The following is a 17,676-nucleotide window of genomic DNA, read 5'->3' on the forward strand; positions in this document are numbered from 1 at the left end:
GAAGCCCCCCGGCGCACCGGTCCGCCAGGACGGCGGGGCCGCGGAGGGCGGCCCCGCCCGCGCTCTAGGCCGGGGAGTCGCTGAGCGGCAGCCCGCACTCCTGGCGCATGTCCACCCAGTTCTGCTGGGCCCGGTCGGCCGCGTCCCCCTCGTAGGGGATCGGGACGCCGCCCTGGATCTGGGCGGGGGCCCAGTCGGACTCCAGGACGTTCCCCTGGTCGAAGGTCAGGGTGAGGACACCGGTCTCCGCGGTCGGACCGCTGAAGTTGTAGAAGACGAAGTTGCTGAGCCCGTAGTGCACGTAGGCGTCACCCTGGAACCCTCCGGGGGAGAGCACGTGGGCGTGACCGCCGACCACGGCGCTGGCCCCCGCCTCGATGAGGTCGTCCGCCAGCTGGGGGGCGTGCGGGAGCGGGCAGTGCGCGCCCTCCAGCCCCCAGTGCAGGAAGACCACGACGTTGTCGTGCTCGGCCGCGGCCTCGGAGACCGCCTGGAGCATCCGGTCCTTGGACTCGGACTTGGTGGAGGCGAGCCCGGGCTTGCCCTCGCCGGCGGTCCAGGCGGAGATGAGGTGGTCGTCGAGCACGTCGGTGGCGCCGAACATGGCGATGCTCTGTCCGTTGACCTCGGCGACGTGCGGCGCGTAGGCCTCGTCCGCGTCCCGGCCCGCGCCCACGAGCGCGACGGGGGAGTCCTCGCCGTTGTCGAGGGTGTCGATCAGCCCTGATTCGCCGTAGTCCATGCCGTGGTTGTTGGCGATGGTGGCCACGTCGACGCCCGCGGCGTCCAGGGCCTCCAGCGCACTGCCGGGTGCGCGGAAGACGAAGTCCTTGCCGGGGATGGGCGTGCCGCCCTCGGTGACCGCGGTCTCCAGGTTGACCATGGCGAGGTCGGCTGCGGAGAGCTGCTCGGAGACGGGGCCGAGCGCGGTACCCGGGTCGTTCAGGCGGGACCGGAGCAGCCCCTCGAACATCACGTCCCCGCCGAAGGCGACGCTGAAGGGTTCGGAAGCGGGCTCGGAGGAGGCCTGGGGCTCGGCGGTTTCCTCCTCCGGTGTTACGGCCCCCTCGTCCAGCTGTTCCTGGTCGTCCGTCGAGGAGCAGGCGGCAACGAGCGCCAGTGCGAGGGTCGCGGCGCCGGCCGCGAGGATCCTGTGGGTACGCGGGCGTGGGTCTTCCGGGTTCATACACGCTCCATTGAGGGGGAATCAGGGGCCTGTCCGTCCGATAGGACGCGCCCCCGCTGATCCCGGTTGGCCGTCGTGATCGGACGGAGGCCTTCGGCAGGCTCGGCCGTCGTCGTTCTTTCGTCCTCCGTCGTGCGTGGTCCACGGAGGGTGTCTGTGGGTCACTTGTCCGGTGTTGGTGGGCCCTTGGTCGGGAGATGGCCCGCCGGAGCCAGGGTAAACGGTTTTGACCAGCTGTTTTGTTCTTCCTCCTGATTTCGGCGCGTCGTTCCCGGCCGGTTGCTGGGGGTCGCGGGTGGCGGGCTGTGCGCGGGAGCGGTGGTGCTCCCCGCCCGGCGGGCAGGGAGCGCGTCCTCAGGTGGGCAGACAACTTTTTTCCCGTCAAAAGGGGTGTTCGTGGCATTCGTTGCATAAGGTATTAGGCGCTCTGAGGGGGTAGGAAAACGAATCTACGAAGTCTTTTAGTTTCCTTCCGTGGGCTCCGGAGGGGATTTTTTTCGACCCCTGTTGTTACTTTGTGTTGTCAGTTGAATGCTTAAAGTTGTCAAGCAAAACTCTTTGATCAGGAGTCATGTCTCTGTGTAATTATGTAAAAGCATAGAGTATCCAAGGCTTGGGGAAACATTTCCAGAAAAGGCCTGCGCGACCTACATGGCTGCTAGCGTTTCGGTCTGTTGGCAGTTCCAGTCGGAAAGAACTCCGAAAGAACAGAGCCGCCATCTCTGCCTGTGCACGCGGGCCATACCGCCGTCCCGACGACTTCGAGGACGGGCCCGCCCCTCGTGCGACCCGGGTCGCCGCATCCGCGGCGCCGGGCTCGGGCACACGGCAGGCGCGCCCCGCTCAGCGCATCCCCTGGCAGTCTTCGTGAAAGGTCCAAGCCGCACCATGCGAAACACGTTCCGTTACTCCTTCGCCACCGCACTGACCGCGGGGCTGGTGCTCGCGCCGTTCAGCGCCGCGTTCGCCGACGCCGAGACCGACGGCTCCGGCGGTGTGGCCAGCGGCAACCAGCTCCTCGTCCCCGTTGACATCGAAGCCGACCTGTGCGGTAACTCACTGGCCGTCCTCGGGATCTCCCAGGCCGAGTGCACCCAGGTGTCCGAGGTCCTCTACGAGAGCAGCGGCCAGGGCGCCTCCACCGACGGCTCCGGCGGTGTGGCCAGCGGCAACCAGATCGTCGTCCCGGTCGACGCCGCCATCGACATCTGCGGCAACTCCGTGGCCGTGGCCGGAATCTCCAAGGCCGACTGCGTCGAGGTCGTCGAGGACCTGGAGGAGGGGGCCGACGACGCCCCCAGCACCTACACCGACGGTTCGGGCGGTGTGGCCAGCGGCAACCAGATCGTCCTTCCGGTCGACGCCGCCATCGACATCTGCGGCAACTCCGTGGCCGTCCTGGGCGCTTCCAGCGCTCAGTGCAACACGATCATCAACATCATCCACGCCTCCCCGGACAACGAGGCCGCCCCCGCCACCGACGGTTCGGGCGGTGTGGCCAGCGGCAACCAGGTCGTGGTCCCGGTCGACGCGGCTGTCGAGATCTGCGGCAACGCCGTGGCGGTGCTCGGTATCGCCGAGGCCGCCTGCGTCGAGCAGATCTCCGACGAGGAGGAGCCCGAGGAGCCGGGCGAGACCGAGGAGCCGAAGGACCCCGAGGAGCCCGGTGAGACCGAGGAGCCGAAGGACCCCGAGGAGCCCGGTGAGACCGAGGAGCCGAAGGACCCCGGTAACGAGAAGGACGAGGACGGCTCCGACAAGGGCGACGAGAAGCCCGCACCCGAGGAGCAGGCCGGCGAGGAGCTCGCCGTGACCGGTGGCGCGCTGAGCGGCCTGGTCGCCGCGGCCGTGGCCGCGGTGGGTGCCGGCGGTGCCGGTCTGTACTTCGCCCGTAAGCGCAAGGCCGCCGCGGCCGTCGCTGACGAGGAGTAGACCCGCAGAGCAGGACGTATGCCACACGGGGCCGCCGGCAGGACCGGCGGCCCCGCCCGTGTGCCCGGGAGGGGCCGCCGGCCGGGCGGGGGAGGGCCGCTGGCGGGAGCGGCGGCGGGGACCCGGAGGCGGGGGCGGTGCGGGCGGGCCGTGAGCGTCTCATAACCTCGAAGACGTGCTCAAAGTCCTGTTCTCCTCACGCATGACGGCCTTCCACGCGATGGTCGTGGTTCTCGTGCCGGCCTTCGTCTGGCTGGGGTTCTGGCAGCTGGACCGGGCCGAGATGCGCAGCGCGGCGGTCGACCTCCAGCGGGAGAACGTCGCGGCCGACCCCGTCCCCGTCGGCGAACTCGCCTCCGTGGGCGGCGACGTCGCCCCGGCCGACCGCTGGCGCACGGTCGAGGCCACCGGAACCTGGGACCCCGAGCACGAGGTGCTGCTGCGCAACCGGGACGGCTCCCGGGGTGTGGGCTTCCACGTCCTGACCCCGCTGGTCACCGAGGACGGTACCGGTCTGCTGGTCAACCGGGGGTGGATCGAGCGCGGGGAGAACGCGAAGGACACCCCGGACGCCCCGCCGCTGCCCGAGGGCACCGTCGAGGTGACCGGGCGCCTCCAGTTCGGCGAGACCGAGGAGAACACCGGGCTGCACAACCGCGAGGGCATGCCCGAGGGCCAGATCATGTTCGTCGACGTGGACATGCTGGCGGAGGAGCTGCCCTACCCGATCTACGGCGGCTACGTGGAGCTCACCGGGCAGGACCCCGTGCCCGACCCGGCGCCGGAGCGAGTCGCCCTCCAGGAGGAGGACACCGGCATGAGCGCCTCCTACGCCGTGCAGTGGTGGGTGTTCGCCGTCGTCGCCGTCGTGGGATGGGTCGTCCTCATCCGCCGTGAACTGCGCGACGCGCGCGGCGGCGAGCCCGGGGCCGGGGCGGCCCACGGGAACGGGGACACTGGGGAGGGGCCCGCGGAGGGCCCCGCACCGGCGGAGGAGGGGTCCGGGCGGACCCGGGCCTGAACCCGCCCCGGACCTAGGAGCATCGTGTACGACGAGGTGGACTACCCGGCGCCCGGACAGGTGGAACGGCGCGCGGTGGGGGGCGCGGAGAGCGCCCGGGCCGGGCGGCTCTGGTGGGACGGTGCCGCCGACGCCTACCAGGCCGAACACGGGGACTTCCTCCGCGACGCGGGTTTCGTCTGGTCCCCCGAGGGGGTGGACGAGGCCGAGGCGGGGCTGCTCGGCGACGTGAGCGGGAAGAGGGTCCTGGAGGTGGGCTGCGGCGCGGGCCAGTGCGGCCGGTGGTTGCGCTCCCGGGGGGTGCGCGAGGTGGTCGGGTTCGACCTGGCCCGGCGGCAGCTCCAGCACTCCGGGCGGATCGACGAGCAGACCGGGTACCGGTTGCCCGTGGTCCAGGCCGACGCCCAGCGGATGCCGTTCGCCGACAACTCCTTCGACGTGGTCTTCTCCGCCTTCGGGGCGTTCCCGTTCGTGCCCGCGGCCGAGTCCGCCCTCGCCGAGGCGGGGCGCGTGCTCAGGCCCGGAGGGCGGTTCGTGTTCTCGGTGACCCACCCGATCCGGTGGTGCTTCCCGGACGACCCCACCGAGCAGGGGATGACGGTCGACCAGTCCTACTTCGACCGCCGGGCCTACGTGGAGGAGGACGACGCGGGCCGGGCGGTCTACGTCGAGCACCACCACACCGTGGGTGACTGGCTGCGCGGGATCGTCGCGGCCGGCCTGGTGCCGCAGGACATGGTCGAGCCGGAGTGGCCGCAGGACAACGACCAGGTGTGGGGCGGCTGGGGGCCGGTGCGCGGCCGGATGGTTCCCGGCACGGCCATCTTCCAGGCGGTCAAACCCGTCTGAGGTCGGGTGCTCAGCCGACCAGGTACTCGGGCGGGACGGCGTCGGCCAGCCAGACCCCGTTCCCGGTCAGGCGGAACTCGTGGCCCTCGGCGTGCATGCGAGCGGAGTCGACGGTGACCACGACCGGGGTGCCCCTGCGTGCGCCGACCCCGCGCGCGGTCTCCGGGTCCGGGGACAGGTGCACGTGGTGCCGGTTCATCGGGCGCAGTCCCTCACTGTGGATCGTGGGCAGGAAACGGCCCACGGTGCCGTGGAAGAGGCGGGCGGGCGGTGCTGTCGGCTCCAGTTGGAGATTGACGCGGACCGAGTGCCCCTGCTGGGCGCGGATCCGCAGGCCGTCCGGGCTGAGCGCGAAGCGTTTCTTGTCGTTGGTCTCCACGATCTCCCGCAGCCCTTCGGGGGTCAGGCGCAGGCCGGCGCGGCGGCATCCGGAGACGAGGGCGTCGGTCCCGGCCCAGCCCTGGGGGTCGAGTGTCAGCCCGGCCCGGGCGGGGTCGTGCCGCAGGACCAGGGAGAGGAATCTGGACGCGCGGTGGAGTTCCTTGTCGTTCATGGATTCCATGGTGCGGACCGGGCTCTGCCGGCGCCAGGGGTTTTCGGCCGCCCCGGAGGGGCCGAGGTGTTTGCCGGACACCTCCGGGGGGAGTTCGAGGGGGTGTTCGCCAGGGTCGTGTTCGCGGTGCTCGACCGCGACGGGGGGTACGGCGGCCCTTCGAGGAGCGCTTCGGGAGAACCCCCGGGGAGCGCGTGAGCTGAGGACGGCGTTATGGAGGGGAAACCGGACGCGGACGGCGTGCGGATCAGGGCGGCGGTGCCGGAGGACCACGGGCGGATCCTAGCGGTCTGTGACGACTGGTGGGGCAAACCGGTCGCGCACATCCTCCCGAGGCTGTTCCTCGACCACTTCCACACCACCAGCCTCACCGCGGAGGCCGAGGGCGCACTGGCCGGTTTCCTGGTGGGTTTCCCCTCACCCGCCCGGCCCGAGGAGGCCTACGTGCACTTCACCGCGGTGTCCCCGGACCACCGGGGTAGCGGGCTGGGCCGACGGATGTACCTGAGGTTCGCCGGGGCGGCCCGGGCGGAGGGCCGTTCGTTGGTGCGGGCGGTCACCGCGCCGACCAACGACCGCTCGATCGCCTTCCACCGGTCGCTCGGCTTCACCGTGACCGGGCCGCACACCGACCACGACGGCCCCGGCGTGGACCGGATGTGCTTCGAACTGCGCCTCTGAGGAGGACCGGCCCCGGGGCCGGTGCGACGGCCGGGACGGGCCCGGGGGACGCGGTGCGGTGCGGGTTCCGGCTCAGCTCCCGTGGCGGCGACGGGCCTCGCTCGCCTGGGCGAGGCGGCGCAGGGAGGCCAGGAGCCGTTCCCCCAGCACGGTGCCGACCACCACGGTCCTCAGGACACCGTCCAGGTTGGTGACGCCCTCCACGTAGTCGTGGTCCAGCCGGGCGGTCTGTCCGGCGGCGTCGGCGTAGCCGTCGAGCCACTCCGGGGTCAGCTCGAAGCCGGAGCCCTCCAGGGCGGCCATCACCCGGGCCAGCTCCTCGCGCAGGGCGGAGCCCGGGTGGACGTGCCAGCCGTGCCGTTCGGTCAGGGCGTCCGCGGCGGCCAGGTCCTCCTCGCTCACGTCGCCGCCGTCCCCGGGCCCGCCGTCGACCCTCTTCAGGGTGAGGCCCATGAGGTCGCCGAGTTCGGGGCGCTGGTCCCCGTCGATCACCTGGAGGAGGTCCCGGGTGGCGGCGACGGAGAGCCCGCCGACCTCCGTGAGCGCGCCGATCAGGCGGAGCCGGTCCAGGTGGCTCTCGTCGTAACGGGCCTGGTTGGGGCTGGTGAGCTCGCCGCGGTGCAGGAGCCCCTCCCGCACGTAGTACTTGATGGTCGGTACGGAGACCCCAGAGCGTTCGCTCAGTTCCGAGATGCGCATGCCGTTCCTTCGGGGGCGGAGGCCCCTTGCGCCCGCGCCCCAAATTATGGATAGTTAGCTTATCCGTAGTGGATAGTGTGAATATCTACCTGAGGGGTCCTCATGTTACCGTCGTCCGTCGCCCGGGGGTTCCGGGCAGCCCACCACTGGCACCGGCCGCTCATGGCGGCCGCCTACGCCTGCGTCCTCCTCCTCGCCGTGAGCGCGGTCGGTCTGGCCGTCGACGACCGTGTCGTCAACGGTGAGGCGGCCTGGCTGAAACCGTTCAAGTTCTCGCTGTCGATCATCGTCTACAACGCCACCCTCGCCTGGCTGCTCTCCCTGGTCGTCCGCCGGCGGCGGACGGGCTGGTGGCTCGGAGCGGTGGTCGCGGCCATGTCCCTGGGGGAGATGGCCCTGATCATCACCCAGGTGGCCCGGGGCGAGATGAGCCACTTCAACAACTCGACCGCGTTCGATTCCGCCGTCTACACGGTCATGGGCGCCATGATCACCGTGCTGTGGGCGGCGACCTTCGCCATCGGGGCGATCCTCCTGTTCCAGCGGATCCGTGAGCGCTCCACCGGCTGGGCGATCCGGATCGGGGTGGGGATCGCGCTCCTGGGGATGGGCGTGGGGCCCCTCATGACCAGCCCGACCCCGGCCCAACTGGAGGAGTCCTCCGGAGGAGCCCCGGACGTCGTCGGCGCGCACACGGTAGGTCCGGCCGACGGCGGCCCCGGCCTGCCGTTCGTCGGATGGAGCACGGTCGGCGGAGACCTGCGGGTCGGCCACTTCCTGGGCATCCACGGACTCCAGGTCATGGTCCTGCTCGTACTGGTCCTGGGCGTCCTCTCGGCCCGGTTCCCCCGCCTGCGTGACGACGGCACGCGCCGCCGCCTGGTGGCCGTGGTCGGCGCCGCCTACACGGGTCTGACCGCGCTGACCGTCTGGCAGGCCCTGCGCGGCCAGTCCGTGGTCTCCCCCGACGCGCTCACCCTCGCCGTCGGCGGGGCGGTCACCGTTCTCACCGTTCTGGGGCTGGTGTGGGCCCTGCGCGTATCATCCGGGCAGGCGGACCGGGAGGACGAAGAGTGCGACTCAAACTCGACCTACACGACATCTTCAACAAGGGGCGGAGCATCGACCAGGCCCTGAACGACATCATGGACGAGGCCGAGCGCAAGAAGGCCAAGACCGTGGAGATCATCCCGGGCAAGGGTTCGGGCCAGTTGAAGAAGCGGGTGCTGCGCTTCCTCGACCGCAAGGACGTCAAGGCGCGCTACCACCGGGTCGAGAAGGACTCGAGGAACTTCGGCCGACTGTTCATCTATTTTCGGCACTGATGTCAGGTTCAAGAGCCGCCAAGTTGGCCAACTTGGCGTAGTATGGCGACATGAGTGCTGACCCTGTCGAGCTGTCTGTGGCCGAGGCCCGTGACCACTTTTCCCAGCGCGTGAACAGAGCTGCCTTCGGGGACGAAGTCACCTACGTGACGCGAGGACGCAAGCACGAGCGTGTTGCCGCCATCGTCCCGATCGAGCTGGTCGAGGCCTACGAAGAGCTTCTCGACGAGCAGGACGGCCGTGTCGCGCATCAGAGGCTGGAAGAGATCCGGTCCGGTGGCGCCGAGGTCGTGTCCGCCGAGGATGTGGCCAAGGAGCTTGGCCTGTGACGGACGGGCAGGCGCGTCCCTACGAGGTGGTGTTCGACGGTCGGGCCGGTAAGGAGCTCGGCAAGTTGGACAAGCCCGTGGCTCGTCGCGTGTACGCAGCCGTGATGGCCTTGGCTGAGGAGCCACGCCCGGACGGGTGTCGTCAGCTCAGCGGCTACCCAGGTCTGTGGCGTATCCGGGTGGGCGACCATCGGGTGGTCTACTCGATCGATGACGGCCGACTTGTCGTCCTCGCCCTGCGTGTCGCCCATCGTCGTGAGGTCTACCGGAAACTCTAGGGTCAGCCTTCCGGAAGTACGTCGGTGTAGGTACTTCGGCCGGCTGTTCATCCACTTCAGGCACTGACCTCCGGCGGCTCGACGGGTGAGGAGCACGAAGGCCTGCTCCGCCCCGACCTCGACGTTCCGGCCCGAGCCCGGCCCGGGCCCCGGTCCACGCCGCCCTTTCTGGTACTGGTGTGGGTGCGACGGGGCGGCTCCGCGGAAGCAGGGCCTGTCGCCGTCTGCTTCCCCCTGTCATCCCCCGTCGAATGTTGGAGCGATCGCATGCGCGTCACGGGCCGATCGGCGTCCCTCGCGGCCTGCCTGGCCGCAGCAGCCCTGGCGGCCACGGGCTGCACGGCGCTCAAGCCCGAGGAGTGGGACGTGGCCGTCTCCGTCGGTGAGCTGCCCCCGGCGCCCTTCGGCACACGCGTCGACCACAGCTTCGTGTGGACCGGTGCGGAACTGTTCGTCTGGGGCGGGAGCAGCGATGGGCCCCACGCCGACGGCGCCGCCTACTCCCCGGACACCGACTCCTGGCGCGTGATCGCGGACGCGGACCTGGAAGCGCGCACCCGGCACACCACCGCGGTCCTCGGGGACCAGCGGGTACTCGTCTGGGGAGGCGTCACCGACACGCTCTCCGGGGACGAGGACGGCCGCATGGCCAGGGACGGTGCGATCTACGACCCCGGAACCGACTCCTGGGAACCGGTCGCCGACGCTCCGGAGGCGAGGGACCTGGCACCGGTGACCGTGGCGGGCGACCACGTCGTCTTCGGGGGAGGCGGCTACGCGAGCGGTCTCCTGGTGTACTCGCTGCAGGACGACACCTGGGACTCCGTTCCGGTGACCGGTGCCGGGGAGCGGTTCCGCGTGTTCGACCTGGTGACCGCCGACGACGAGGTCGTTCTGGCCGGGGCCTCGTCCGACCGCGTGTTCACCGGTCGGTTCCGGGTGGGAGACACGGGTGTGTCCATGGTCGAGTTCGCGGACGTCGAGGAGCCGTACGGGGCGTACCTCGGGCTGGCGGCCCTTCCGGGGAACGGGGCCCTCCTGGCGGTCGAGGAGGGCCGCGAGGGGCACCTGTACGAGATCGACGGTCTGGGGCAGGCCGCGACGGTACACGACGCCGGTGCTTTCCAGCCGCCGGTGTACCCGGTCTCCTACCCCCTGCTGTCGGGGGAGATGGCCTTCGTGGAGGGGCTGGGCGTGCTCTCGACCAACGCCGGGGAGTTCAGCGTGTGGGACGCGGACACCGGTCTGACCCACCGGTCCGGGCACGAGACGCTCGACGGCTACTGCGGCCCCGTCGAACCCGTCGGCGCGCAGCTCCTGCTCGGTTGGGGCGGCCGGTGCGAGACCGGCGGGGTCAGGATCGACCTGCGAGCCTAGGCTCCCGGGTGGTCAGCCCCGCCACGCGGCCAGGGTCGCCTCCGACCAGGCGCGGACACGTCCGGGGTGGCCCTCGGCGGGGAAGGCGCCGTCCGCCGCGACCTCCGCGACGGTGTACGTGAACCCCGCGGGAGCCCTCGGGCCGGGAGTTTCGTCCGCCCGGTCCCGCCGCAGCACCCGGTGGGAGTTGGCGCGCCGGGCGTGCTCGGTCAGCCGGGTCGCCGCCTCGGCCCCGCCCCCGACGTAGGCCCGTAGTAGTTCCAGTAGGAAGGCGTGCGAGCCCGTGGTGAGGGACGCCGGGTGCTGCAGGCGGTAACAGGCGACGGCGACGCCGTGCAGCGGCCCCCAGGGCTCCTGACGGGAGTGGTCCAGGGCCAGCAGCCGTCCGAACAGTTCCTCGCACGGGACCTCGCCGGCGGCCCCGCATTCCGGGCAGGTGTCCATTCCTGAATGCTTTCGCACGTGCCCCGGGAACGCGAGCAGTTTTCCCGCGGCACCGGATCAGGAGGGGCTGCCGGGGTTGACGCGGGTGTGGCCGCCGGAAGAGGCTTGCCGTCTCTCCGTCTGATTCCGACACCGACCGGGGGCGACGCCGTGGGCGGGAAGCAGGCCGTGGTCGAGACCGGGCGGCTACGGCTGGAGCCCCTGGCGGCCGGGCACGCCGACGACGTGGTGCAGCTGTTCGGCGACCCCGCGATGAGCACCCATCTCGGCGCGGACCTCTCGGCGGGCGGACTGGCCCGGACCATGGTCGACAACCGGCTGGCCTACGACGGACCCCCGGAGCTCGGCCACTGGGCGATCCTCGGCCAGGGGCGGGTGGTCGGCCTGGCGCACCTGCGGCCCTCCCGGGAACTCCCGGGGGACCTGCCGGAGATCGGTTGGTACCTGGGCCGCCGGTACGGGGGGAGGGGGCTGGCGACCGAGGCCGCGCGGGCCCTGCTGCACCACGGACTGGACGGGCTCGGGCTCGCCTCGGTCTGGGCGCTGGTCCACGTCGACAACGTTCCCAGCCTCCGGTTGGCCGAACGGCTGGGCTTCCTCGCCGTGGGCGAGGGCTTCCACTACGACGGCCCGCACCGGGTCCACGTCGCCCTGCCCGACCGCGTCTGAGCACGGGACGGCGTGCGCCTGCGCGGTCAGACGACGAAGGTCCCCTTGCCGGGGAGCGTCTTGACCAGTTCCCGGTCGCGGAACGCCTGTCATCGCACCACCTCGCGCTGAAGGTGGTTTGGTTTCCCGTGTCCGGTTGTGGCCACCCCGTGCCCAAAGCTCGGCGCGAGGGCAATCCGTCCAAGCGCTCCTTCTACAATCTGGAGCACTTGTCCCCCACAAGACGAGGATCTCTGTGCGACTCAAGACACTCGGACGTGCTGTTGCGGCCCTGTCCCTGGCCACTGCGGCGACCCTGGTGGCCGCTACTCCGGCGTCAGCCCACACCCTGGCCCGGGCGGTTGTCTCCCAGGAGGGATGTGACTGGTCCAACGGCAACTACACGGTTTTGCACTCCGGCGCGATCGCGGTGAACACGACCGGCCACTACGAACGCCTGGGCACGTCCTACCTGCTATGGAACGCTCAGTACGGCCAGAACTGCGTGGTCACCATGCGGACCGGTAGCGCGCACGGACCCGCGACCGACACCACCGCCCTCCTCGAAGTCCAGACATCCTCCGGCCAGAGGCGCTACGAGGACTCGAGTACCTACGGCCACTACGCTGCCGCCTCCGGACCAGCCCAGAACCAGTGCGTCAGGTCCACCTCCATGATTGTCTCCCCTGACACCGGCTATGTCGGTTGGGGCGGTCGCGGCGAGTGGGGCAACTGCAACTGATCCCCGAGCCGGTTTCCGACGGCTTTGCGACGGTCATCCCCGAAAGCTAGACGGAACGTCTCGCCATGAGGGCGCGAAGAACCGGCCCCCGCGCAACACACGGTTGCGCGGGGGCCGGTTTCGGATTCTCGCCCGACCCGAGGCGCTACCCGGCATCAGGGCCACACTCATCGGTCACTGGCCCCGGTGGCGGGCTTTCGGGAGAGCCGGCCCTACTCCGGGCACGACGTGTCCTCGGGAACGGTCTCCCGCAGATCCTGCGCCGTCACGCCCTCGGGAAAGACGTTCTCCTCGGGGTCATCACCTTCCGGGGGAGGACTGGGCACCCGTGGCGTCTGGTCCTCTTCCAGCGGCTTCGCGTGCGGCTCGGCCTGGGCCAGCTCGCGCGCCAGCGCCCCGACAGCCTCGCCCATCATCCGGCCCTCGAGGGTTCCTTCCCCCCGTAGCACCGGCTCGGAGGAGTTCCGGCGCACCTGAGCCGAGGCCACACGCCCCCCGCTCTCACCGCTACCGACCACACCGCCGTCCGCCGGAACGACCGAGTTGTTGTCCAGCCCCATCCACTGGGCCGGTTGGCGCCCGTCCCCGGGGGTGCAGCGGGCTTCCTCCCAGTCGATCGCCATGACGTAGTCGTGCCCCACCTCCACGCGAGGCTGGTCCTGCGTACCGATCGGCCTCAGGTCCTCCGCATTACCGGTGAACACGAAGCCCCACGCGGAGTACTCGTAGGTCTCCGGTGCCGGCTTCGCCGGGTCGGGTGCGGACCACAGAACCTGCTCCACCTCCAGGGTGACGGTGCGACCGACCATGCCCTCCCCGCGCTCGACCTCGACCGGCAGCGGTTCGTGGACCTCCTCGTCCACGGCACGCACCAGAACCGCGTGGTCGGCATGGGTCACCCAGTCCTGGGCGGTCTCGCCCGGCTTGCGGTAGGAGGCGCTGGCATTGGTCAGGGGGAGTTCGTCCGGGTCGGGTTCGTAGGTCAGGGTGTTGAAACCGACCGTGGCCGTGGCGGCGGCCACGGTCACACCCGCGGCGGTGAACGCCCACGTGCGTCTGCTGATACGAGAGATAGGGGGATCCTCCTGGCTCGTAGGTCGCGTTGGTCATGCCGGTGTCGTGAGCTTCCGGACTCTGATTGTCACCTACGCAGAAGAGTGGCGGGAGTACGAGGGCCCCGGCAGCATCGACACCGGGAGGGGTCCCGCCGGACGGGCCGACGGGCCCCCTCTCTCCCCCCTCGGACTACCACCAGGGGTAGCTGGCCTCCAGCGCACTCCTACGGGAGGCGTGTGCGTCCTCGTGCCGGATGTAGCCCCCGCGCTGGGCCCGGTTCACGGCCTGGAGCACCTGGGCGGCGTACCCGCCCCGGCGCGGGTACAGCTCCCGCAGGGTCTCCTCCTCGAAGGGGACGTGGGCGCCCAGCAGGACGCAGAACGGGTCGCCGGTGTTGTCGCCGTGGTTGAGCGCTGTGGCGACCTCGTGTTCGGCCAGCCGGATCCCGCCGAGCTGGTTGCCGTGCTCGTCACGGCTCGCCGTGGTGGCGTCGTCCCACTCCAGGCGCGGCGCCACCGGGGGCGCCGTACCGTCCTCGACCCAGTCGATCACGTGGTCGTAGGCCGCGTTCAGCACGTAGTGGAACGGGACCCGGCTGTACGGGGGCCGGTCGCACCGCTGCGGTTCGGTCGCCGGGTTCTCGCGGGCGATGAGCGGGGCGAAGGTGCGGTACTCGGTGTGGCCGACGTGCGCGGTCCCGGCGACCTCCCAGCGGCGGAAGTGCTCCGAGTCCGGCTCCCGGCTCTGGGCCCTGAACCGGACGTCGGTCTCCGCCATGAGCCGCATGACCGGTGTGCTGCTCTCGTCCAGGGCGGTGGGGGCGCCGTGGATCATGAAGGCGTCCACGGCCTCGTGGTCGGGGTGGAACCGGTTGTGGTACTCGGCCAGGTACCGGGCCGACTGGGAGTGCCCGGTGGCGACGACCGTGTCGACGCCGAACCCGGGCAGCGGGTCGACGCCCAGCGGCGCGCGCAGGGCCCTCGCGGTCTGGGAGTAGATGTCGAACGCCGGGGCGTCGGACAGTTCCGGGCCCCCGACGGTCAGGTCCCCGTAACGGTCGGGGTCCCAGGCGCGGAGGGCGTCGACCCCGACCCGCTGGGCGGAGAGCCCCACCCAGACGTGCCCCTCACCCATGAAGTACTCGTGGGACAGGAACCAGTCGATCTCGATGTCCTGGCCGAAACTGACGTTGTTCCACTCCAGGAAGGCGGTGCCGCTGAAGTCCTCGGCCCGGGCGGGGCGGCGGACGACCATCCGGGTGAGGTAGGGGACGGACCCCGCGTCGGGGAGCTCGGCGGTGCCTTCGAGCAGGAACTCCTCCTCGACGTAGTCGTGCGCTGCGAGGTCGGCCTCGATGGGGTCCTCCTCCTGGATCGGTGGGACCTCGGGGCCGTCGGCGGACATGAAGGGATAGGAGTCGGCGGTGACGGGGACCGGGCCGGACACGGTGGCGGTGGCGCCGTCCACGGGTTCGGCCCGGGCCGGTACCGCTCCGAGCAGGCCGAGGGAGACGGTCGGTGCGAGCAGGAGGGCGCCGAAACGGAGGGGGGATCGGGGGGACATCCGCAAGTTCACCTCAGGAGTGGTTCGGTGTTGCGTGGATGCTAGGCCGGGGTGTCCGGGGCGACAAGGAGTTCCGGAGCCCGGGTTCCCTCCGCGGGCAGGACCGGTGGAAGCACCGATGGGGCCCGTCAGCGGAGCGCGAGGAACGCGGTGATCTCCTCCGTGGTGGGGGAGGTGGCCGGGCCGCGCCGGGTGACGGCGAGGGCGGCGGCCGCGTTGGCGCGGCGGGCGGCCTCCAGCGGCGTCAGGCCCGAGGCCAGGGCAGCGGTGAACACGCCCACGTGCGCGTCGCCCGCACCGTTGGTGTCGACCGCGGTCACGGCGAAACCCGGGACCCGTCGGGGCGCCGTACCCGCGGTGGCGACCAGGCAGCCCTCGGCGGAGTCGCGCAGGACCACCACCCCGGTCGGGCGGATCCGTTCGGACAGGAGCGCGGCGGCGTGTTCGAGGGCGGCGGCGTCGCGGGGGGCGATGCCGGTGACTGCGGCGGCCTCGGCGGCGCTGAGGCTGAGGACGTCGGTGCGGGCCAGCACCGGGCCGAGGGTTTCGGCGGGGATGTCGCCCGCCACGGGGGCGGGGTCCAGGACCAGCCGGACGCCCTCCGGGAGCGACCCGATCCAGGTGGCCAGCTCGTCCGCGCGCGGTCCGGGCAGCAGCGAGTACCCCACCGTGTAGACGAAGTCCCCCTCCGCCGGGCGCAGGGCGCGCAGGTCGGACAGGGGCAGGTCCGTCTCGGCGCCCAGGTGGGTGACGAAGGTGCGTTCCGCGGAGGAGTCGACCAGGGCCACACAGAAACCGGTGTCCTCGGGCCTGGGCGGGTGCGCCACCCCCACCCCCTCCCCGCGCAGGGCGGAGCGGACCGTCTCCCCTCGGGGGCCGGTGCCGTGCGCCCCGCCGTAGACCACCTCCATACCCGACCGGGCCGCGGCGGCGATCACGTTGAACCCGCCGCCCGGCAGGCTTCGGGCGGTGTCGGCGAACACGCCGCCGCCCCGTTCGGGCAGGGCGTCGACGGACATGACGACGTCGATGATCACCGGTCCCACGTGGTGGAGGAGTCCTGACACGGATGGGCCCTTTCGTCGGGTGCGGTCGGTGGCCGGGATCGGTCGTCGGATGGCGCGGCCGGGTCCGGAACCGGATCATCCCGCATCCCCGGTGACCGGTGTCCGGCGGCCGGGCGCCGGACCGGTTGTCGAGTTTTTGCCGCGACGTTCCCGCACGGGAGCGGTGTTCGGCCCCAGACTCGGAGGAGAGCAGCGACGGGAGGCAGCATGATCACGACCGATTTCGTCACGGGCTCGCCCTGCTGGCTTGATCTGGGAGCCACGGACATCGAGGCCTCGGCCGACTTCTACGGGAGGGTGTTCGGCTGGCAGGCCGTGTCCGCGGGCGCCCGCATGGCCGGCTACAGGGTCATGAACTCCGACGGCGCCGCCGTGGCGGGGATCGGTCCGCGTATCGACGAGGACGAGCCCCCCGAGTGGGGCGTACAGTTCTGGGTCCCCGACATCGAGGCCGCGGCCCTGCGGGCCCAGGAGCTCGGCGGGACGGTCCTGGTGGAGCCGACGGCGCTGTTCGAGTTCGGCCAGCTGGCGCACATCACCGACCCCCAGGGCGGCTGGTTCACGCTCTGGCAGCCCGGAACCTTCACCAGTGCGCAGGCCGTGGACCGGCCGAACACGCTCTGCTGGGTGGAGCTGTGGACGCCCTCGGCGCAGGGCGCCAAGGAGTTCTACGGCGGTCTGTTCGGCTGGGAGTTCAAGGACGTCGAGCTGCCCGGGGACCAGGGCGTCTACTCGACGGCCCGCCCGGCGGGTCTGGGCGACGACCGGTACTTCGGCGGACTGATGGACATGGCGGCTGACCAGCTGCCGCAGGCCGAGGGGCGGGCCGACTGGCATCCGGTGTTCCAGGTCGCCGACTGCGACGAGGCCGCCGCCGCGGTCAAGACGGCCGGGGGCCAGGTGCACATGGGCCCCGAGGACGCGCCGGGGGTGGGGCGGCTGGCGGTGTGCTCCGACCCCTTCTCCGCCGGGTTCGTCGTGCTCGACCCGGGCGCGGGGCGGCTCCACCCGGAGGAGGGACTGGTGGGGCCGGGCCGGTCCTGAGGGAGCGGCCCCGGACTGTCGGTACCCCGGAGCACACTCGTGGGGAGCCACTACGGGAGGCAGGCATGATCACCACCGACTACGTGATCGGTTCGCCCTGTTGGGTCGAGCTGACCACCTCGGACGCGGACCGCGCGGTCGAGTTCTACGGGAGGGTGTTCGGCTGGACCGCCGAGTCGGCCGGACCGGACGCCGGCGGGTACCGGAAAATCCTGTACGAGGGGGCGCTGATCGGCGGGCTCGGGCCCCGGACGGACGCGGCCCACCCCGTCACCTGGTCGGTCTACCACAACACACCGGACCTGGAGATGTCCTTCCAGCGGGCCCGGGAGCTCGGCGCGACCGCCCTCGTCGAACCCGTGGACGTGACGGGGCTGGGCCGGACGGCCCACCTGGCCGACCCGCAGGGCGGGACGGTCGCGCTCTGGGAGGCCGGAACACTGCCGGGCATGGAGCGGACCGACGGCCCGAACACCGTCATGTGGACCGAGCTGTGGACGCCCTCGGCGCAGGGCGCCAGGGAGTTCTACGGCGGTCTGTTCGGCTGGGAGTTCAACGACGTCGAGCTGCCCGGCGGCCAGGGCGTCTACTCGACGGTTCGCCCGGCGGGGCTGGGTGAGGACCGGTACTTCGGCGGGATCATGGGCGTGGCCCCGGCCGACCTGCCGCAGACGCAGGGGCGGGCCGACTGGCACCCGGTCTTCCACGCCGCCGACTGCGACAGGTCCGCCGCCGAGGTGGAGGCCGCCGGGGGCCGGGTGCACATGGGCCCGGACGACGTACCGGGGGTGGGACGGCTGGCGGTGTGCTCCGACCCGCTCGGCGCGGGGTTCGTCCTGCTCACCCCGGACCCCGGTTAGCCCCGGGCAGCGGCCCCGACGC

Annotated in this window: 20 protein-coding genes; 13 read left to right on the plus strand and 7 right to left on the minus strand. The window is 71.4% G+C overall.

All coding sequences use genetic code 11. From position 1 onward, the window contains the following. Nucleotides 1-64: 64 nt before the first annotated feature. Nucleotides 65-1,186, minus strand: a complete 1,122-nt coding sequence (locus AC0VYD_RS00760; RefSeq protein WP_475478092.1) for a CapA family protein — start codon at nt 1,184-1,186, stop codon at nt 65-67. Between the two features lie 888 nt (nt 1,187-2,074). Here AC0VYD_RS00760 and AC0VYD_RS00765 point away from each other — a divergent pair. From AC0VYD_RS00765 to AC0VYD_RS00775, 3 genes are all read left to right on the plus strand, one after another. Next, nucleotides 2,075-3,118: a chaplin family protein gene (locus tag AC0VYD_RS00765; RefSeq protein ID WP_475478093.1), complete on the plus strand. Its 1,044-nt coding sequence runs from the start codon at nt 2,075-2,077 to the stop codon at nt 3,116-3,118. 175 nt (nt 3,119-3,293) lie between these two features. Next, nucleotides 3,294-4,139, plus strand: coding sequence for an SURF1 family cytochrome oxidase biogenesis protein (locus tag AC0VYD_RS00770; RefSeq protein WP_475478094.1), 846 nt, complete (start codon nt 3,294-3,296; stop codon nt 4,137-4,139). Nucleotides 4,140-4,163: 24 nt separating this feature from the next. Continuing rightward, nucleotides 4,164-4,988 (plus strand): class I SAM-dependent methyltransferase, encoded by an 825-nt coding sequence (locus AC0VYD_RS00775; RefSeq protein ID WP_475478095.1) that lies wholly within the window; start codon nt 4,164-4,166, stop codon nt 4,986-4,988. 10 nt (nt 4,989-4,998) lie between these two features. Here AC0VYD_RS00775 and AC0VYD_RS00780 read toward each other — a convergent pair whose 3' ends face one another. Continuing rightward, nucleotides 4,999-5,541 (minus strand): RNA 2'-phosphotransferase, encoded by a 543-nt coding sequence (locus AC0VYD_RS00780; protein ID WP_475480144.1) that lies wholly within the window; start codon nt 5,539-5,541, stop codon nt 4,999-5,001. A 213-nt stretch (nt 5,542-5,754) separates the two neighbouring features. Between AC0VYD_RS00780 and AC0VYD_RS00785 the strand changes: the two genes are divergently transcribed. Next, complete coding sequence (locus tag AC0VYD_RS00785) at nt 5,755-6,222, plus strand: N-acetyltransferase family protein (RefSeq protein WP_475478096.1); 468 nt, start codon at nt 5,755-5,757, stop codon at nt 6,220-6,222. Between the two features lie 72 nt (nt 6,223-6,294). On the opposite strand, the gene AC0VYD_RS00790 is transcribed toward AC0VYD_RS00785, so the two are convergent. Beyond that, a complete protein-coding gene (locus tag AC0VYD_RS00790) occupies nt 6,295-6,921 on the minus strand; it encodes a MerR family transcriptional regulator (RefSeq protein WP_475478097.1) in 627 nt (208 codons plus the stop codon). Between the two features lie 102 nt (nt 6,922-7,023). On the opposite strand from AC0VYD_RS00790, the gene AC0VYD_RS00795 reads away from it, so the two are divergent. The 5 genes from AC0VYD_RS00795 (at nt 7,024) to AC0VYD_RS00815 (ending at nt 10,230) form a co-directional block, all read left to right on the plus strand. Then, complete coding sequence (locus tag AC0VYD_RS00795; protein ID WP_475478098.1) at nt 7,024-8,058, plus strand: hypothetical protein; 1,035 nt, start codon at nt 7,024-7,026, stop codon at nt 8,056-8,058. Then, nucleotides 7,995-8,246 carry a Smr/MutS family protein gene (locus AC0VYD_RS00800; RefSeq protein ID WP_475478099.1) on the plus strand — a complete coding sequence of 84 codons (252 nt, stop codon included), beginning with the start codon at nt 7,995-7,997 and terminating at the stop codon, nt 8,244-8,246. Before AC0VYD_RS00795 ends, AC0VYD_RS00800 begins: the two co-directional genes overlap by 64 nt. 50 nt (nt 8,247-8,296) lie before the next feature. Next, entirely contained in the window at nt 8,297-8,575 is a 279-nt protein-coding gene (locus tag AC0VYD_RS00805; RefSeq protein WP_475478100.1) for an antitoxin of toxin-antitoxin stability system, read from the plus strand. Further along, nucleotides 8,572-8,853 carry a type II toxin-antitoxin system RelE family toxin gene (locus tag AC0VYD_RS00810; protein WP_475478101.1) on the plus strand — a complete coding sequence of 94 codons (282 nt, stop codon included), beginning with the start codon at nt 8,572-8,574 and terminating at the stop codon, nt 8,851-8,853. Before AC0VYD_RS00805 ends, AC0VYD_RS00810 begins: the two co-directional genes overlap by 4 nt. Before the next feature lie 267 nt (nt 8,854-9,120). Next, a complete protein-coding gene (locus AC0VYD_RS00815) occupies nt 9,121-10,230 on the plus strand; it encodes a Kelch repeat-containing protein (RefSeq protein WP_475478102.1) in 1,110 nt (369 codons plus the stop codon). A 12-nt stretch (nt 10,231-10,242) separates the two neighbouring features. Here AC0VYD_RS00815 and AC0VYD_RS00820 read toward each other — a convergent pair whose 3' ends face one another. Next, nucleotides 10,243-10,674 carry a DUF5946 family protein gene (locus AC0VYD_RS00820; RefSeq protein WP_475478103.1) on the minus strand — a complete coding sequence of 144 codons (432 nt, stop codon included), beginning with the start codon at nt 10,672-10,674 and terminating at the stop codon, nt 10,243-10,245. Nucleotides 10,675-10,779: 105 nt separating this feature from the next. Between AC0VYD_RS00820 and AC0VYD_RS00825 the strand changes: the two genes are divergently transcribed. Continuing rightward, the gene (locus AC0VYD_RS00825) at nt 10,780-11,343 is read left to right on the plus strand and encodes a GNAT family N-acetyltransferase (RefSeq protein ID WP_475478104.1); all 564 of its coding nucleotides are present in this window, start codon (nt 10,780-10,782) and stop codon (nt 11,341-11,343) included. Between the two features lie 235 nt (nt 11,344-11,578). Beyond that, entirely contained in the window at nt 11,579-12,064 is a 486-nt protein-coding gene (locus AC0VYD_RS00830) for a hypothetical protein (protein ID WP_475478105.1), read from the plus strand. 212 nt (nt 12,065-12,276) lie between these two features. On the opposite strand, the gene AC0VYD_RS00835 is transcribed toward AC0VYD_RS00830, so the two are convergent. The 3 genes from AC0VYD_RS00835 to AC0VYD_RS00845 form a co-directional block, all read right to left on the minus strand. Then, nucleotides 12,277-13,086 carry a hypothetical protein gene (locus tag AC0VYD_RS00835; protein ID WP_475478106.1) on the minus strand — a complete coding sequence of 270 codons (810 nt, stop codon included), beginning with the start codon at nt 13,084-13,086 and terminating at the stop codon, nt 12,277-12,279. Between the two features lie 223 nt (nt 13,087-13,309). Beyond that, complete coding sequence (locus AC0VYD_RS00840) at nt 13,310-14,683, minus strand: alpha/beta hydrolase domain-containing protein (RefSeq protein WP_475478107.1); 1,374 nt, start codon at nt 14,681-14,683, stop codon at nt 13,310-13,312. A 128-nt stretch (nt 14,684-14,811) separates the two neighbouring features. Next, nucleotides 14,812-15,750, minus strand: a complete 939-nt coding sequence (locus AC0VYD_RS00845; protein WP_475478108.1) for a PfkB family carbohydrate kinase — start codon at nt 15,748-15,750, stop codon at nt 14,812-14,814. 207 nt (nt 15,751-15,957) lie between these two features. Here AC0VYD_RS00845 and AC0VYD_RS00850 point away from each other — a divergent pair, with 207 nt between their 5' ends. Together AC0VYD_RS00850 and AC0VYD_RS00855 are read left to right on the plus strand one after the other, a co-directional pair. Then, nucleotides 15,958-16,794: a VOC family protein gene (locus AC0VYD_RS00850; protein ID WP_475478109.1), complete on the plus strand. Its 837-nt coding sequence runs from the start codon at nt 15,958-15,960 to the stop codon at nt 16,792-16,794. 65 nt (nt 16,795-16,859) lie between these two features. Then, the gene (locus AC0VYD_RS00855; protein ID WP_475478110.1) at nt 16,860-17,654 is read left to right on the plus strand and encodes a VOC family protein; all 795 of its coding nucleotides are present in this window, start codon (nt 16,860-16,862) and stop codon (nt 17,652-17,654) included. The last annotated feature ends 22 nt before the right edge of the window (nt 17,655-17,676 follow it).

It is taken from the genome of Nocardiopsis sp. iso_40, from assembly GCF_056173285.1.

What these genes read in the sequence shown, in the direction of transcription:
- AC0VYD_RS00840 (WP_475478107.1), bottom strand. Translation starts at nt 14,683, where the DNA reads ATGTCCCCCCGATCCCCCCTCCGTTTCGGCGCCCTCCTGCTCGCACCG.
- AC0VYD_RS00790 (WP_475478097.1), bottom strand. Translation starts at nt 6,921, where the DNA reads ATGCGCATCTCGGAACTGAGCGAACGCTCTGGGGTCTCCGTACCGACC.
- AC0VYD_RS00795 (WP_475478098.1), top strand. Translation starts at nt 7,024, where the DNA reads ATGTTACCGTCGTCCGTCGCCCGGGGGTTCCGGGCAGCCCACCACTGG.
- AC0VYD_RS00850 (WP_475478109.1), top strand. Translation starts at nt 15,958, where the DNA reads ATGATCACGACCGATTTCGTCACGGGCTCGCCCTGCTGGCTTGATCTG.
- AC0VYD_RS00815 (WP_475478102.1), top strand. Translation starts at nt 9,121, where the DNA reads ATGCGCGTCACGGGCCGATCGGCGTCCCTCGCGGCCTGCCTGGCCGCA.
- AC0VYD_RS00760 (WP_475478092.1), bottom strand. Translation starts at nt 1,186, where the DNA reads ATGAACCCGGAAGACCCACGCCCGCGTACCCACAGGATCCTCGCGGCC.
- AC0VYD_RS00805 (WP_475478100.1), top strand. Translation starts at nt 8,297, where the DNA reads ATGAGTGCTGACCCTGTCGAGCTGTCTGTGGCCGAGGCCCGTGACCAC.
- AC0VYD_RS00780 (WP_475480144.1), bottom strand. Translation starts at nt 5,541, where the DNA reads ATGAACGACAAGGAACTCCACCGCGCGTCCAGATTCCTCTCCCTGGTC.
- AC0VYD_RS00855 (WP_475478110.1), top strand. Translation starts at nt 16,860, where the DNA reads ATGATCACCACCGACTACGTGATCGGTTCGCCCTGTTGGGTCGAGCTG.
- AC0VYD_RS00765 (WP_475478093.1), top strand. Translation starts at nt 2,075, where the DNA reads ATGCGAAACACGTTCCGTTACTCCTTCGCCACCGCACTGACCGCGGGG.
- AC0VYD_RS00820 (WP_475478103.1), bottom strand. Translation starts at nt 10,674, where the DNA reads ATGGACACCTGCCCGGAATGCGGGGCCGCCGGCGAGGTCCCGTGCGAG.
- AC0VYD_RS00785 (WP_475478096.1), top strand. Translation starts at nt 5,755, where the DNA reads ATGGAGGGGAAACCGGACGCGGACGGCGTGCGGATCAGGGCGGCGGTG.